Annotated in this window: 17 protein-coding genes; 14 read left to right on the forward strand and 3 right to left on the reverse strand. The window is 58.7% G+C overall.

The genetic code is table 11. The annotated features are described in order from the left end of the window. Positions 1–15: 15 nt before the first annotated feature. From obgE to ACYVGC_RS15205, 12 genes are all read left to right on the forward strand, one after another. The gene (gene obgE, locus ACYVGC_RS15150) at positions 16–1014 is read left to right on the forward strand and encodes an Obg family GTPase (protein ID WP_460584681.1); all 999 of its coding nucleotides are present in this window, start codon (positions 16–18) and stop codon (positions 1012–1014) included. 191 nt (positions 1015–1205) lie between these two features. Beyond that, positions 1206–1781, forward strand: coding sequence for a hypothetical protein (locus ACYVGC_RS15155; RefSeq protein WP_460584682.1), 576 nt, complete (start codon positions 1206–1208; stop codon positions 1779–1781). Then, positions 1778–2347: a hypothetical protein gene (locus ACYVGC_RS15160; protein WP_460584683.1), complete on the forward strand. Its 570-nt coding sequence runs from the start codon at positions 1778–1780 to the stop codon at positions 2345–2347. Before ACYVGC_RS15155 ends, ACYVGC_RS15160 begins: the two co-directional genes overlap by 4 nt. Positions 2348–2422: 75 nt before the next feature. Next, complete coding sequence (locus tag ACYVGC_RS15165) at positions 2423–2851, forward strand: hypothetical protein (protein ID WP_460584684.1); 429 nt, start codon at positions 2423–2425, stop codon at positions 2849–2851. 179 nt (positions 2852–3030) lie between these two features. Continuing rightward, positions 3031–3588 carry a nucleotide exchange factor GrpE gene (locus ACYVGC_RS15170; protein ID WP_460584685.1) on the forward strand — a complete coding sequence of 186 codons (558 nt, stop codon included), beginning with the start codon at positions 3031–3033 and terminating at the stop codon, positions 3586–3588. Positions 3589–3715: 127 nt separating this feature from the next. Next, positions 3716–4858 carry a molecular chaperone DnaJ gene (gene dnaJ / locus ACYVGC_RS15175; RefSeq protein WP_460584686.1) on the forward strand — a complete coding sequence of 381 codons (1143 nt, stop codon included), beginning with the start codon at positions 3716–3718 and terminating at the stop codon, positions 4856–4858. 227 nt (positions 4859–5085) lie between these two features. Continuing rightward, a complete protein-coding gene (locus ACYVGC_RS15180) occupies positions 5086–5562 on the forward strand; it encodes an RNA polymerase sigma factor (protein WP_460584687.1) in 477 nt (158 codons plus the stop codon). Positions 5563–5583: 21 nt separating this feature from the next. After that, positions 5584–6219, forward strand: coding sequence for a hypothetical protein (locus tag ACYVGC_RS15185; protein ID WP_460584688.1), 636 nt, complete (start codon positions 5584–5586; stop codon positions 6217–6219). Between the two features lie 131 nt (positions 6220–6350). Next, positions 6351–7307: an ABC transporter ATP-binding protein gene (locus tag ACYVGC_RS15190; RefSeq protein WP_460584689.1), complete on the forward strand. Its 957-nt coding sequence runs from the start codon at positions 6351–6353 to the stop codon at positions 7305–7307. A 21-nt stretch (positions 7308–7328) separates the two neighbouring features. Beyond that, positions 7329–8717: an ABC transporter permease gene (locus tag ACYVGC_RS15195; RefSeq protein ID WP_460584690.1), complete on the forward strand. Its 1389-nt coding sequence runs from the start codon at positions 7329–7331 to the stop codon at positions 8715–8717. A gap of 147 nt (positions 8718–8864) precedes the next feature. Continuing rightward, entirely contained in the window at positions 8865–9746 is an 882-nt protein-coding gene (locus tag ACYVGC_RS15200; RefSeq protein ID WP_460584691.1) for a ChaN family lipoprotein, read from the forward strand. Positions 9747–9894: 148 nt separating this feature from the next. After that, positions 9895–10107, forward strand: coding sequence for a heavy-metal-associated domain-containing protein (locus tag ACYVGC_RS15205; protein WP_460584692.1), 213 nt, complete (start codon positions 9895–9897; stop codon positions 10105–10107). A 75-nt stretch (positions 10108–10182) separates the two neighbouring features. Here ACYVGC_RS15205 and ACYVGC_RS15210 read toward each other — a convergent pair whose 3' ends face one another. Both ACYVGC_RS15210 and ACYVGC_RS15215 read right to left on the reverse strand, forming a co-directional pair. Then, the gene (locus tag ACYVGC_RS15210; RefSeq protein ID WP_460584693.1) at positions 10183–10371 is read right to left on the reverse strand and encodes a hypothetical protein; all 189 of its coding nucleotides are present in this window, start codon (positions 10369–10371) and stop codon (positions 10183–10185) included. Positions 10372–10414: 43 nt separating this feature from the next. Beyond that, a complete protein-coding gene (locus ACYVGC_RS15215; protein WP_460584694.1) occupies positions 10415–10762 on the reverse strand; it encodes a HesB/IscA family protein in 348 nt (115 codons plus the stop codon). A gap of 191 nt (positions 10763–10953) precedes the next feature. Between ACYVGC_RS15215 and ACYVGC_RS15220 the strand changes: the two genes are divergently transcribed. Next, positions 10954–11490, forward strand: a complete 537-nt coding sequence (locus ACYVGC_RS15220) for a DUF7935 family protein (protein ID WP_460584695.1) — start codon at positions 10954–10956, stop codon at positions 11488–11490. A gap of 46 nt (positions 11491–11536) precedes the next feature. After that, positions 11537–12070 (forward strand): 5' nucleotidase, NT5C type, encoded by a 534-nt coding sequence (locus tag ACYVGC_RS15225; RefSeq protein WP_460584696.1) that lies wholly within the window; start codon positions 11537–11539, stop codon positions 12068–12070. A 120-nt stretch (positions 12071–12190) separates the two neighbouring features. On the opposite strand, the gene bshA is transcribed toward ACYVGC_RS15225, so the two are convergent. Beyond that, positions 12191–13330 carry an N-acetyl-alpha-D-glucosaminyl L-malate synthase BshA gene (gene bshA, locus ACYVGC_RS15230; protein WP_460584697.1) on the reverse strand — a complete coding sequence of 380 codons (1140 nt, stop codon included), beginning with the start codon at positions 13328–13330 and terminating at the stop codon, positions 12191–12193. Between the last annotated feature and the right edge of the window lie 87 nt (positions 13331–13417).

Genomic DNA, 13417 nt, shown 5'->3' on the forward strand with positions numbered 1-13417 from the left:
GATACCTATAAACCCGTGGCTAACAACAACTTCATCGACTACGTCAAAATCAACTGCCGCTCGGGCAAGGGCGGCGCGGGCTCGCACCACTTCTTCCGGGCCAAGGGCCTGCCCAACGGCGGCCCCGACGGCGGCGATGGCGGCCGCGGCGGCCACATTATTCTGGAAGGCAGTTCGCAGCTCTGGACGCTGCTGCACCTGCAATACCGCAAGCACCTCTTCGCTCAGGACGGCGAGGGCGGCGGCGGCAACCTGCGCTCCGGCGCGCAGGGCGAGGACATTGTCATTCAGGTGCCGCTGGGCACCGTGGCCCGCAACGCCGAAACCGGCGAAATGAAACTCGAAATAACGGAGGAAGGGCAGCGCCTCATTCTCACGCCCGGCGGGCGTGGCGGCCTGGGCAACGACCACTTCAAAACCTCTACCAACCAGGCCCCGCAGTACGCGCAGCCCGGCGAGCCCGCTATTGAGGAGCAGGTAATTCTGGAGCTGAAGCTGCTGGCCGACGTGGGTCTCGTGGGCTTTCCCAACGCCGGCAAGAGCACGCTGCTCTCCGTGGTGTCGGCGGCCAAGCCCAAGATTGCCGACTACGCCTTCACCACTCTTGTGCCCAACCTGGGCGTGGTGGCCTACCGCGACTACCGGTCGTTTGTGATGGCCGATATCCCCGGCATCATTGAGGGCGCGGCCGATGGCCGGGGCCTGGGTACCCGCTTCCTGCGCCACATCGAGCGCAACTCCATGCTGCTCTTTATGATAGCCTGCGACAGCAAGGACATCGCGGCCGAGTACCGCATCTTGCTGGGCGAGCTGGAGCAGTTCAACCCCGACCTGCTCGACAAAAAGCGCCTGCTGGCCATCACCAAAGCCGACATGCTCGACGAGGAATTAGAAGCCGAGATTCTGGCTTCCTTACCGGACGACTTGCCGCGCACGCTGTTCATTTCCAGCCTGACCAACAAGAACATTCAGCCGCTGAAGGACCTGATTTGGGAGGCGTTGCACGAAGAGTAGGGAGCTGGCTAAAGTCAGGTAGCGTATAGGATAAGCAATTGATTATAAAAGCGTTAAGCTAGGTAATCTTGCTGAAGCGGTGTCTGCTGACAGCTAAGAAAGGTTTGCTGCGCCGCAATGTCCGCAGTAGCTTGGCTTATCTACTTGCGAAAGGGCCGGCTGGTCGGCGCTAGAAGCAGGTAGCCAAGCAAATGCGGATACTCTACAGTTTGTTGCTGCTGCCGCTGGTTGCCAGCGCGCAGGTAGCCAGCGGCCCTTTGCCCGCGCCGCGCTGGTCGGCCGGAGCCGGCGTGGGCAACGCGGTGGGCGTGTACCTGGCTTATGAGCGCGGGCCACTGCTGCTGTTGGGCCGCGCGCGCTACTGGTGGCGGGGCGCTGCCTCGGGGCCGGGCTCCCGGTGGTTCGACAAGGTCAATACCCGCTCCCGGCAAACGGAGGTGGGGTTGTTGGCTGGGCGTAGCTTGCCTTTGGGCCGGGGGCAACTGTATGGGGCGGCAGGCTTGGCCTGGGTGGGGGGGCGTAAGTTGGGCGAGTACCGCTACTCGGTGCAGTACAGCGGCGTTTTGGGCAGCGAAGAATACGTATTTGCCTACCGACAATACCAGGCGCTGGGCCTGCCCCTGGAAGTAGGGGTTCAAACTCCCCTTCGCCCCGATGGCGCACGCTGGGGGCTGGCCCTGCAAGCCAACCTAAACCCACAGCAAAGCCTCTTTTGCGCCCTCCTGACCCTGACCCTGGGCAACCCATCAGCTACCACCACGCCATGAAAACCACCAACTACCTGAGTGTGCTGGCCGTGGCGACGGGCCTGGCTGGCTGCACGCTTACGCAAGAGCTAGTGGAGCCCGCCCTGCCCCAGGGCCGCCTCAACGAAAGCTCCACTGCGGTATTCCGAGCCAATGGCGAGCCGGTGGTGGCCAATAATTCCACCAATATTGGTACTATTCTCGTTGGCTTTTTGGGTGACCCCCGGCCGGTAACCGGTAAGCTGGACCGCGATAGTACGCTGGTTGTTTTTGCCCGTGACCAAAACGCCGGGCCGGCTTCCCATCGCCTCACGCTGGCCCTGCCCAAGTTTAAGGGCCCCGGTACCTACAAGCTGTCGGCCGCCTGGCCCAGCCAATACGCTGAATTGGCTAATGCGCAGAATGCCGCCGGCGGCTACGACGAGCTTACCTTTCGAGTGCTGAGCAGTGAGCCGGCCGAGTTTATCGTAACGAGCTGGGCGCCCGCCACCCGCCGCCTCGTTGGCACCTTCCGCCTCACCGTAGCCAACGGGGTGCAGCGCATCGCTATCACGGAAGGCGCGGCCGATATCGATGTGGATAAATAAGCAGCGTGTCCCAACAAGCTGGTTGGCCGCTGAAAACCTTGTTTTGGGAGTGTTGACTGAGGAGTAGCTTGCAGCATGAAATGGAGAAAGCCACTGCTGCTACTGTTTGTAACAGGGCTGCTTCTCAGCACCCTGATACTAGGACTGTGGGGCAGCTTCTTTTACGTATTGCTCTGCCTGAAATTCATTTCGTTACTGATTGAATTTGTGGCGGCAGTGGCCCCAATGTGGCTCTTGTGCCGGCAGGTGCAACGTGACATCACAGACCCTTCGGGGGCTTTTAAAGCTGGTATGCGCTGGTGGATAGCTGCTCATGTTATGCTCTGCGTTACTATTTGCTGGCTGCCCTGGTTCCGGCCATTCTTTATTCCGCAGGTGCCGCATGGGCAGGCGTTGCTCCAATACATGCTGGCCGCATGTATCGCTTCTTTACCGGGTGCGGCGGCTTTCGCGCTAAAGCAGTTTCGCCACGTGCCGCAGCCGCTAAAGCGCGAAGAAAGCTAGCTGGCAACAGGATTGGCATGGGTAGTTTTACACTGCCCGGCGTACGGTGCACAGGATAACGTAAGGCTGCCTTTGTGCCAACTTGGCAGCCTGTCTACCTTTGGCAAACTCCTTGCGCCCGACCCGGTACCCGTATGGGAACTCCTTTCACTAGCCGATTCCGCCATTTTTTCCAGAAAATGACCGACGATAAACATATGAATCCTGACGACCAGCCGCTGAACGACACTACCGCCGAGCATACCGCCGGCGAGCAGGACCTTGCCCCCGATGCCGCCGCGCCCGAAACCGGTAGCAGCCGCGCCGAAACCGAGCTAGCTGACCTCAAGGACAAGTATTTGCGCCTGGCGGCCGAGTTTGAAAACTACAAGCGCCGCACCGCTAAGGAGCGCACCGACCTCTTCAAAACCGCCAACCAAGAGTTGATGGTGGCCCTGATACCGGTGCTCGACGATTTTGACCGGGCCCGGCTGCACACGCAGGGCACCGCCGACCCGGCCGCGCTGCAAAACGCACTTGATATCACGTATAACAAGCTCAGCAAAACCTTGCAGCAGAAGGGATTAACCCCGATGGAAGCCAAGGGCGGGGCCTTCGATGCGGAACTGCACGAGGCCATCACGCAAATTCCGGCCCCGAGCGACGATTTGCGCGGCAAGATTGTTGAGGAGATTGAAAAAGGTTACTACCTGGGCGATAAGGTTATCCGCCACGCGAAAGTGGTACTAGGTCAATAGTATTAGATAAGTAAAAAGAACGTCATGCTGAGCTTGCCGAAGCATCTCGCCCGCATCGTTGAATGAAGCGGTAGAGATGCTTCGGCAAGCTCAGCATGACGTTCGATTATAATAAAATTCTGCAAAAATGGCAACTGTGAAGCGCGATTATTACGAAGTATTAGGAATAGCCAAAAACGCGGAGGGCGACGTCATTAAGTCAGCCTACCGCAAGATGGCCATTAAATACCACCCTGATAAAAACCCCGACGACCCCACGGCGGAGGACAAATTTAAGGAAGCCGCCGAGGCTTACGAAGTCCTCAGCGACGCGGATAAGCGGGCGCGCTACGACCGGTTTGGCCACCAGCAGGGCGGCGGAGCGGGCCACGCGCAGAACATGGAGGACATCTTCTCGCAGTTCGGCGACATATTCGGCGGTGGGGGTGGTGGCTTCGATGGCTTCTTCGGCGGCGGGCGCGGCCAGGGCCGCCGCGTAAAAAAGGGCTCCAACCTGCGCATCAAACTCAAGCTTGACTTGGAGGAGATTGCCAACGGCGTTGAGAAAAAAATCAAGGTGAAGCGCTACGTGGCTTGCCCCCCGTGTAGCGGCACCGGGGCTAAGAACGGCACCGAGCTTAAAACCTGCGCTACTTGCCAGGGCAGCGGCCAAACCAAGCGCGTGGTAAACACGATGCTCGGTCAGATGGTGAGCGCCAGCACCTGCCCCACTTGTCACGGCGAGGGCAAAACCATTTCGGCTACATGCGACGTGTGTAAGGGTGACGGCCGCCAGCTGAATGAGGAAGTGATTCCGATTAACATTCCGGCCGGCGTGGCCAATGATATGCAGCTGAGCATGAGCGGGAAAGGCAACTTTCCCGAGCGCGGCGGCGTGCCCGGCGACCTGCTCATTCAGATTGAGGAGGAGCCGCACGAGTTCCTCAAGCGCGATGGCAACAACATCATGTTTGAGCAGTACATCTCGTTTGTGGATGCTGCCCTGGGCGCCAGCCTGGAGGTGCCTACTATCGAGGGCAAGGTGAAAATCAAGGTAGACCCCGGCACGCAGCCGGGCAAGATTTTGCGCCTGCGCGGTAAGGGTATCAAGGACCTAAACGGTTACGGCCGCGGTGACCAGCTGATTCACCTCAACGTATGGACGCCCAAAAACGTGAGCAACCAGGAGCGCGAGCTGCTGGAGAAGCTGCGCGACTCGGACAACTTTACGCCGCACCCCGGCAAGAACGAGAAGGGTTTTTTTGAGAAGGTAAAGGAGTACTTCCAATAATCGCAGATTTAGACGGATTGCGCAGATTTCGCAGATTCTGGCGGCGCGGTTGCAACTTGAATGCCCCACTTGGCTATTGGTCAGGTGGGGCTTTTTTGTGCTTCTGCGAAACCCTTTGCGTCTTCTGTGGTGAAAAAGTTGGGCGGGTTGTAATGCGGGGCGACCTTCGGCGATTAGTTAGTTGAAACCTCTACCCTGCAATGAGTACTGTCCCGTCTGCCGATTTTTTGGCTGCCTTGCATGACTACCAGCCGTTGGTGCGGCGGGTGTGCCGGCTCTACTGCCAGGACGCCGACGACCGGCAGGACCTCTTTCAGGAAATAGTGCTGCAACTGTGGCGGGCCTGGCCGCGCTACGTGCCCCAGCCCGACGCCAAGCTCAGCACCTGGCTCTATCGCATCGCCCTGAACGTAGCCATTAGCAACCTGCGCCAGCGCACGCGGCGGCCGGCATCCGTAGGGCTGGAAGACGAGGCTGCCCGGTTTCTGGCCCAGCCCACCGAGGCCTACGAGCCCGAGGAGACGGCCGCCCTCTACCGCGCCATCGACCGACTTTCGGACGTGGATAAGGCCTTCGTGCTGCTGTACCTGGAAGACCGACCCTATGACGAAATGGCTGATATCCTGGGGATTACCCAAAATAATGTGCGCGTAAAAATGCACCGGGTACAGGATAAGCTGCGCCGGCAGCTGATTCACAATTAACTACTTGTAAGATAATGCGTTATGGAACTTGATGATTTGCGGCGGCAGTGGCAGCAGCCCGCGCCGGACAAGGCCCCGGTGCCGCTCAGTGCGGCTGAGCTAAGCCAGCTGGTGGCCCGGCAATCGGGCAGCATTGTGGAGCAGCTGCGCCGCAATGCCCGCCTGGAAATGGGTGTCAACTACGCCTTGGTAGTTGTCTCGCTGGGGATGTGTGCGCTGGCTCCGGCGCTGTGGTTGCGGCTATTTGGCGGGCTGCTGGCGCTGGTAGCGGTGGTGTGCATCTATTACCTGAATCGTAAGCTCGACTTATTGCGCAACATGGACGACCCGGCGGGCAACCTGCGAACGCACCTGCTGCGCATTACGGGCGGCTTGCGGGCCCTTATTCGGTTTTATTACCGCTTCACGCTGGCCATGATTCCGGTAACGGCACTTATGATGGGAGCCTTCGCTATGTTGAAGATGCTGGGAGAGATTACCCCGGCCAAACTGGCGCTGATACTAGGCGGCCTGGTAGTGGAAATGGCCGTGCTCTACTGGCCGGCCTCGCGGGCTACTAATTGGTACTTACAGCGGCTGTATGGCCAGCACCTCGACCGGCTCGAAGGCCAACTGCACGAACTAAATGAAACGTCGCCGCCCGATGCGCCGCACTAAGCTGTGCAGTACCGCGCCATTCAGCCTTGATTAATACCGCTTGAGGCCCCACAGTTACCGCTTGGGAAACTGCGCGGCGGGCCACTCCTTACCGGCGGCTACATTTACACCCTACACTACGCCTTCTTTCTATGCAAAACCCTGCCTCCCGGCCCATTCTGGAAGCCCGCGACGTGCGTAAGCAGTACGCCGCCCACACCGCCCTCGACGGCGTGAGCCTGGCCGTGCCCGAGCAAAGTATTTTTGGCCTACTGGGCCCCAACGGCGCGGGCAAAACCTCGCTTATCCGCATCATCACCCAGATAACGGGGGCCGACTCGGGCGAGATTTTATTCCGCGGTGAGCGCCTGAACCCCAGTCACATCGGCCAGATTGGTTACCTGCCGGAGGAGCGCGGCCTCTACAAAAAAATGAAGGTGGGCGAGCAGCTGCTTTATCTGGCCCAGCTGCGCGGGCTACCCCGCGCCGAAGCCACGCAGCGCATCAAGCAATGGCTTGACCGGCTGGAGCTAAAGCCCTGGGCCCAGAAAAACGTGGAGGACCTGAGCAAGGGCATGCAGCAGAAAGTGCAATTCATTGCCACCGTGCTGCACCAGCCCAGGCTCATTATTCTCGACGAGCCCTTCTCGGGCTTCGACCCCATCAATGCCAACCTGATAAAGGACGAAATCTTGCAGCTGCGGCAAGATGGGGCCACCATCATTTTCTCGACCCATCGCATGGAATCGGTGGAGGAACTGTGCGACAATATTGCGCTTATCAACCGCGCCCGCAAGGTGCTCGACGGGCCGGTGTCGCAGATTAAAAACCAGTTCAAAACCAGTACCTACGAAGTGGAGGGCCAGGGTAAACTGCTGGTGATGCACCCCGATTTTGAGGTAGTAGAGCAGAAGGCGCGCGAAAACGACCACTTCTACGCCCGCATTCAGCTGCACGCCGGCACTACGCCCAACGACCTGCTGCGCTTCCTCATCGGGCAGGTGCAGGTGCACGCCTTTCGGGAGCAAATACCCAGCATCAACGAGATTTTTATTCGGCGCGTGCGCGAAACCATGCCCGAAACCCTCCTGGAATCAACTGTTAGCTAAGCCATTGCGCTACTTGTACTTATGGATAAAATCTGGCTTATCATTCAGCGCGAATACCTGACTCGGGTGCGCAAAAAAAGCTTCCTGGTAATTTCGCTGCTGGCCCCGCTGCTGCTGGCCGGCGCCAGCATCGCCATTGCTAAGCTCAACAGCGGTTCGCAGCCCGACATAGTGGTTGTGCACGACGAAAGTGGCCTCCGCCTGGCCGAGCACCTGGCCGATACGGAGGACATCAAGTTTGTGCCCGCCGCGCCCGGCTCGCTGGCCGCCGCGCAGCAAGCCTTCCAAAAAGCGAAGCCCAAGCCTGCTGCGCTCCTCGATTTTCCGGCCAGCTTCACCCTCGATAGCACCGGAGGCGTGCAAGTGCTGGCCGATGGCAGCCTGCCCCTCAAGCGCCGCGAAACCATTCGCAAGGCCGTAAATAAAGCCCTGGGCGAGTTGAAAATGGCGCGCTCGGGCCTCACCCAGGCCGCCATCGACAAGATGCAGGCCCGCGTCGACTTGGCCACCATCGACCTCACCCAGCAGGGCGGCCGGCGTAACGACGTGGGCACCACCACAGCGATGGCCTACGTGCTGTCCATTCTGGTGTATATGTTCATTTTTATTTACGGCGTGCAGGTGATGCGCGGCGTGAGTGAGGAAAAATCGAACCGCATCATGGAAGTCATGATTTCGTCGGTCAAGCCCTTTCAGCTCATGATGGGCAAGATTTTGGGCATCGCCGGCGTCGTGCTCACGCAGTTTGCCTTGTGGCTGGTGCTGTCGTGGGGCATTACCACGGTGGTGATGCCGCTGCTGCTGAAAGCCGACAAACCCGTGGCCGCCGCAACGTCAACTACCACTCAAAATGTTGATAACAAGCAGAATACTGTTGATAAGTCGGCCGTTTCGGCTACTGCCCCGGCCCCGGCGGCCGGTGAAATGGTAGCCCCGCGCCCCGGCCAGCCGGTCAACATTTGGAGCGTTCTCGATGGCCTGCCCATCGGCAGCATCATTGGCGGCTTCCTGTTCTTTTTCCTGGGCGGCTACCTGCTGTATTCGGCCCTGTTTGCAGCCATCGGCTCGGCCGTGGATGACCAGACCGATGCGCAGCAGTTCATGTTTCCGGTGACTATCCCGCTCATCCTGAGCTACATCGTGAGCATCAACGTCATCATCAATGGCGACCCCAACGGCCCGCTGGCCTTTTGGCTCTCCATGATTCCGCTGACCTCGCCCATTGCCATGGTGATGCGCCTGCCCTTTGGCGTGCCCACCTGGCAACTGCTGCTGTCGGGCGCGCTGCTCATTGCCGGCTTCGTGGGTACTACCTGGGTAGCAGCCCGCATCTACCGCGTAGGTATTTTGATGTACGGCAAGAAGGTGACATACAAAGAGTTGTCGAAATGGATGTTTTATAAGGGATAAGCTTCTTATTGAGTAATCGCCTGTCATTGCGAGCCCGCGAAGCAATCGCACCAGAACATAATCGTCCGCGCCGTTGTCGTGGGAGTGTTGTCGTTCGGGTGCGATTGCTTCGCGGGCTCGCAATGACAGGCGATTTTTGTTAGCCCCATGTTTACCCGTTTCTTCTCCCTCCTCTGCCTGCCCTTGCTGCTGGCCTTCGCGCCGGCCGGCGACCGGCCCGCCTACCGCTTATTCACGGCCCAGGGCCAGCCCGCCGACTACGACCAAATGCTGACCCAGCTAGCCCAGGCCGACGTGGTATTCTTTGGCGAGCAGCACAACGACCCCATGGCGCACTGGCTGGAAATGCAGGTAGCCAAGGACTTAAACAAGCTAAAAGGCCCCGGCCAACTGGTACTGGGCCTGGAAATGTTTGAGCGCGACGTGCAACCGCTGGTGGCGCAGTACGCCGCCGGCACGCTGCCCGACTCGGCCTTTGAGCGCCAGAGCCGACCCTGGCCCAACTACGCCACCGACTACCGCCCGCTGCTGCAACTGGCCCGCGACCAGCACCTGGTGGTATTCGCTACCAATGCGCCGCGCCGCTACGCCCAGCAAGTAGCGCGCGGCTCGCTCACGGCCCTCGACCAACTGCCCGCCGCCGAAAAAGCTTACCTGATGCCGCTGCCGCTCAAAGTTGATTACGAGCTGCCGGGCTACAAAAATATGGCCGCCATGTTTGGCGGCGGCGGGGCTCACGGCGGCGGGGCGCGCAACGTCATTCAGGCCCAGGCGCTCAAGGATGCCACCATGGCCTACGCCATTCGCACTGGCCTGCGCCCCGGCCAAACGCTGCTGCACTTCAACGGCTCCTATCACTCCGACCACCACGACGGCATTGTGGCTTACCTGCGTCAGGATGCGCCCAAGCTGCGCGTTAAAACGCTGAGCGTAGTGACTCAAAGTCAGTTGCAAACTACTGACAAGGAGAACGTGGACCTGGCCGACTACCTCATCGTGGTGCCCGACGATATGACCAAAACCTATTAAGCTGGGTATAGGGTGGCCTAATTCAGCACTGGCTCAGCCAAATGTTGTGGCAAAAGGGAAGCAAATCCGCCCGAATTTTGTAGTAGCATAGGTCAGCTTCTCCCGGTTGCGGCCGGCCTACTTTCCACTGCTCAGTCAATTTACCCTTATGTCTCCTCTGCGTTTCAAAACCACCATCAATTGCAGCAACTGCGTGCGCGCCGTAACGCCGACTCTCAACCAGGAAGTGGGGGCTGGCAACTGGCAAGTCGATACGGACGATACTGATAAAATCCTCACCATTACCTCAGGCCGGGTTTCTATCGGCCAAGTAGTGACAGCTGTGGAGGAAGCCGGCTTCAAGATTTCGCCCTTGGGCTAAGGCGCGCCACCGCACAAAAGAGTGCATTAAAAAAGCCCGGCTAGCCGGGCTTTTTTAATGCACTTTAGGGAAGCGTTAGTCTTCCGAATCGTCTTTTTTGAGGCGCTGGAGGGCACCGGTTAGCTCCTGCCGCAGTTGCTTGCCGGAATCGGCCGGTAACTCTTCACCTATTTTGTACTGCTTTTGCAGGCGCTCCCATTCCTCGATGGCAATAAATACCCCGGTCACGTTGCCTTTGGCATCGGATAAATATTTAATGTCCATGCAAGGTATTGGTAATAAGATAATTAACTAGTTAAGCTACTGCCTAGGCCGAGAATGACGAGCCACAGCCGCAGGTGCTCTTGGCCTGGGGGTTGTTGAAGGTGAAGCCGCGGGCATTGAGGCCGTCCTGGAAGTCAACTTCCATGCCCAGCACGTACATGGCGTGCTTTTTATCCATAATGAGCTGCACGCCGTCAAGGTCGTAAATCTCATCCTGGTCTTTGGCTTTGTCAAAGCCCAGCAGGTAGCTCATGCCCGAGCAGCCACCGCCTTGCACCCCAATGCGCAAGCCATAGTCGGCGGGGACATTTTTCTCCTGAATGATATTCTTAACCTCCACTAACGCGCGGGAAGTGAGGCCGATAGGGGGAGCTTGCGTGGTGGTAGCCATAATAGGTTCGAGTTTAGAATGAATGTAGATAAGACAAATATACGGCGGCCAGCGGGTGGCCGATGCTTGTAAACAGGGGCAGGCGGGCGGCGGTTCAGGTGAGTGGGTGAGCGGGGCGGGCGAGGGCCTTTTTTAGCCATAAAATCCGGGGCCACCGTAGCTTCACGCCAAATAAAGCTAGTACGCAATTTATGGACACGACCACTTATCTCTTCGACCTGCTCAAAACTATTTTGCCCGCGCTCATTGTAGCGGGGTCCATCTTCTTCTTGTTTCGCCAGTACCTGGAGAAGGAGCAGCAGCGCCGCCTCATCGAGCTGCGGCTCGACAGCAGCAAAACCACGCTGCCCATACGCCTGCAAGCCTACGAGCGCGTGACGCTGCTGCTGGAGCGCATTTCGCCCAACAATATTTTGGTGCGCCTGAGCAGCGCCGGCCAAAACGCGGCCGACTACCACCGCCTGTTGCAGCAGGAAATCCGTAGCGAGTTTGAGCACAATTATTCGCAGCAGCTCTACCTCACGCCCGAGGCCTGGGGCCAGGTAAAGCAAGCCAAAGAAGACGTGCTCACGATGATAAACCGTGCCTTCCACGGCCTCAGCAACCCTACGCAGCTGCGCGGCACCGAGCTGGCCAAGCGCATTTTGGAGGGCCTGATGACCGATGCAGCCGACCCCACGGCCCAGGCCCTGACCGTGGTAAAGCGCGAGGCGGCGCAGCTTTTTTAGGTTTCAGCCCCGAACCGCTCATCGCACTGGCTGGTTGTTCCTGCTTATGACAGCTAAAAAAGTAATTGCCGTGGACATGGATGAGGTCATGGCCGATTCCATTGCCCGGTTTCAGGAGTGGTACGGCCGCGATTTTCAACTGGAATTGACGCGGGAAGCACTACGTGGCAAAAGCCCGTACGACGTGGTAGCCCCCGAGCACCAGCCGGCCCTGCGCGCCTACCCCAATGCGGAGGGCTTTTTTCGCGACCTACCCGTTATTGCGGATAGCCAGCGGGTACTGCGGGAATTGAGCGAGCGCTACGAGATTTTTATAGCTACTGCGGCGATGGAATTTCCCAATTCCTTTCTTGATAAATATCGGTGGCTGGAGCAGCACTTCCCGTTTATTTCGTGGCGCAACTACGTGTTTTGTGGTGATAAGAGCATCCTGAACGCCGATTACCTGATTGACGATAACGCTTATAATTTCGACGGCTTTCGAGGCGAAGGGCTGTTATTTGATGCGCCGCACAACGCGCACGAAACGCGTTATCGGCGGGTGTGCAGTTGGCAGGAGATAGGTGATATCTTGCTGTAAGTCAATAAATAAAGTACTAAAAGAACGTCATGCTGAACGCAGTGAAGCATCTCTATCGCTTCTATCCAACGAGGCGGTAGAGATGCTTCACTGCGTTCAGCATGACGTTCTTTTAGTATGCTACCGGGCGTGCGCGGCGGCCAGCTGCACGGCGCGCTCGTAGCACTGCTCATACAGCGGCACGATGTTGCCCACCGCAAACTCTTCGGCGCGGGCGTGGGCGGCGGCTTTGAAGCGCGGTAGGTTCTCGTCGTCGAGCACGTAGAGGGCATTTTTAATCATGTCGTCCACGTCGCCGATGTTGCTGAGCATGCCGGTTACGTTGTGCACGTTGAGCTCGGGAATGCCGCCGGCGTTGGTGCTCACTACGGGCACTTCGCAGGCCATAGCTTCAAGGGCGGCGAGGCCAAAGCTCTCATTCTCAGAGGGCATCAAGAACAAGTCGCCCACGCTGAGGACTTCCTCCACGGCTTCGAGCTTGCCCAGGAAGCGGATGTCGCGCTGGCAATCGAGGTCGCGGGCCAGCTTTTCCATGCGCGAGCGGTCGGGGCCGTCGCCCACCAGCAGCAGCTTGGCCGGGATGACTTGGCGCACGCCGCAGAAGATGCGCAGCACGTCTTCGACCCGTTTTACCGAGCGAAAATTGCTGGTATGAATGAGCAGCTTTTCGCCCTCAGGCGCGATGGCAGTGCGGAAATGGCTTTTCTCCTGCTTGCGAAAGCGGTGCAGGTCAATGAAGTTGGGGATAACCTCAATCTTGTGCTCAACGGGGAAATACTCGTAGGTTTCGCGGCGTAAGTCGGCCGAAACGGCCGTGACGCCGTCGCTCTCGTTGATGCTGAACGTAACCACCGGCTCGTAGCTGGCATCCTTGCCCACCAGGGTAATGTCGGTGCCATGCAGCGTAGTTACCACGGGCACCGTGATGCCCCGCGAGCGCAGAATCTGCTTGGCCAGGTACGCGGCTGACGCGTGCGGAATGGCGTAGTGAACGTGCAGTACGTCAAGCTTTTCGTTCTGCACGATATCCACCATCTTGCTGGCCAGCGCCGACTCGTAGGGCGGAAACTGGAAGAGCGGGTAGGTGGGCACGTACACCTCGTGGTAGAAGACGTTCTCGTTGAAAAAATCGAGCCGCACCGGCTGGCTGTATGTGATAAAATGCACCTTGTGGCCGCGCTGGGCCAGGGCTTTGCCCAGCTCGGTGGCCACCACGCCGGAGCCGCCAAAGGTGGGGTAACAAACAATGCCGATGTTCATGTAGAAAGGATAGTAGGCGAGGGGCTAACCAGAATGCGCGGCGGATGTTGGCCGCTACCCGGCGGCCCCGGCCAAGGCTTTACGGGC

This window comes from Hymenobacter arcticus, from assembly GCF_054779975.1.

Excerpts from the sequence above, each read along its gene's own strand:
- ACYVGC_RS15155 (WP_460584682.1), top strand. The coding sequence starts at position 1,206 with ATGCGGATACTCTACAGTTTGTTGCTGCTGCCGCTGGTTGCCAGCGCG.
- ACYVGC_RS15160 (WP_460584683.1), top strand. The coding sequence starts at position 1,778 with ATGAAAACCACCAACTACCTGAGTGTGCTGGCCGTGGCGACGGGCCTG.
- ACYVGC_RS15165 (WP_460584684.1), top strand. The coding sequence starts at position 2,423 with ATGAAATGGAGAAAGCCACTGCTGCTACTGTTTGTAACAGGGCTGCTT.
- ACYVGC_RS15170 (WP_460584685.1), top strand. The coding sequence starts at position 3,031 with ATGACCGACGATAAACATATGAATCCTGACGACCAGCCGCTGAACGAC.
- dnaJ (WP_460584686.1), top strand. The coding sequence starts at position 3,716 with ATGGCAACTGTGAAGCGCGATTATTACGAAGTATTAGGAATAGCCAAA.
- ACYVGC_RS15185 (WP_460584688.1), top strand. The coding sequence starts at position 5,584 with ATGGAACTTGATGATTTGCGGCGGCAGTGGCAGCAGCCCGCGCCGGAC.
- ACYVGC_RS15190 (WP_460584689.1), top strand. The coding sequence starts at position 6,351 with ATGCAAAACCCTGCCTCCCGGCCCATTCTGGAAGCCCGCGACGTGCGT.
- ACYVGC_RS15195 (WP_460584690.1), top strand. The coding sequence starts at position 7,329 with ATGGATAAAATCTGGCTTATCATTCAGCGCGAATACCTGACTCGGGTG.
- ACYVGC_RS15200 (WP_460584691.1), top strand. The coding sequence starts at position 8,865 with ATGTTTACCCGTTTCTTCTCCCTCCTCTGCCTGCCCTTGCTGCTGGCC.
- ACYVGC_RS15205 (WP_460584692.1), top strand. The coding sequence starts at position 9,895 with ATGTCTCCTCTGCGTTTCAAAACCACCATCAATTGCAGCAACTGCGTG.
- ACYVGC_RS15210 (WP_460584693.1), bottom strand. The coding sequence starts at position 10,371 with ATGGACATTAAATATTTATCCGATGCCAAAGGCAACGTGACCGGGGTA.
- ACYVGC_RS15215 (WP_460584694.1), bottom strand. The coding sequence starts at position 10,762 with ATGGCTACCACCACGCAAGCTCCCCCTATCGGCCTCACTTCCCGCGCG.
- ACYVGC_RS15220 (WP_460584695.1), top strand. The coding sequence starts at position 10,954 with ATGGACACGACCACTTATCTCTTCGACCTGCTCAAAACTATTTTGCCC.
- ACYVGC_RS15225 (WP_460584696.1), top strand. The coding sequence starts at position 11,537 with ATGACAGCTAAAAAAGTAATTGCCGTGGACATGGATGAGGTCATGGCC.
- bshA (WP_460584697.1), bottom strand. The coding sequence starts at position 13,330 with ATGAACATCGGCATTGTTTGTTACCCCACCTTTGGCGGCTCCGGCGTG.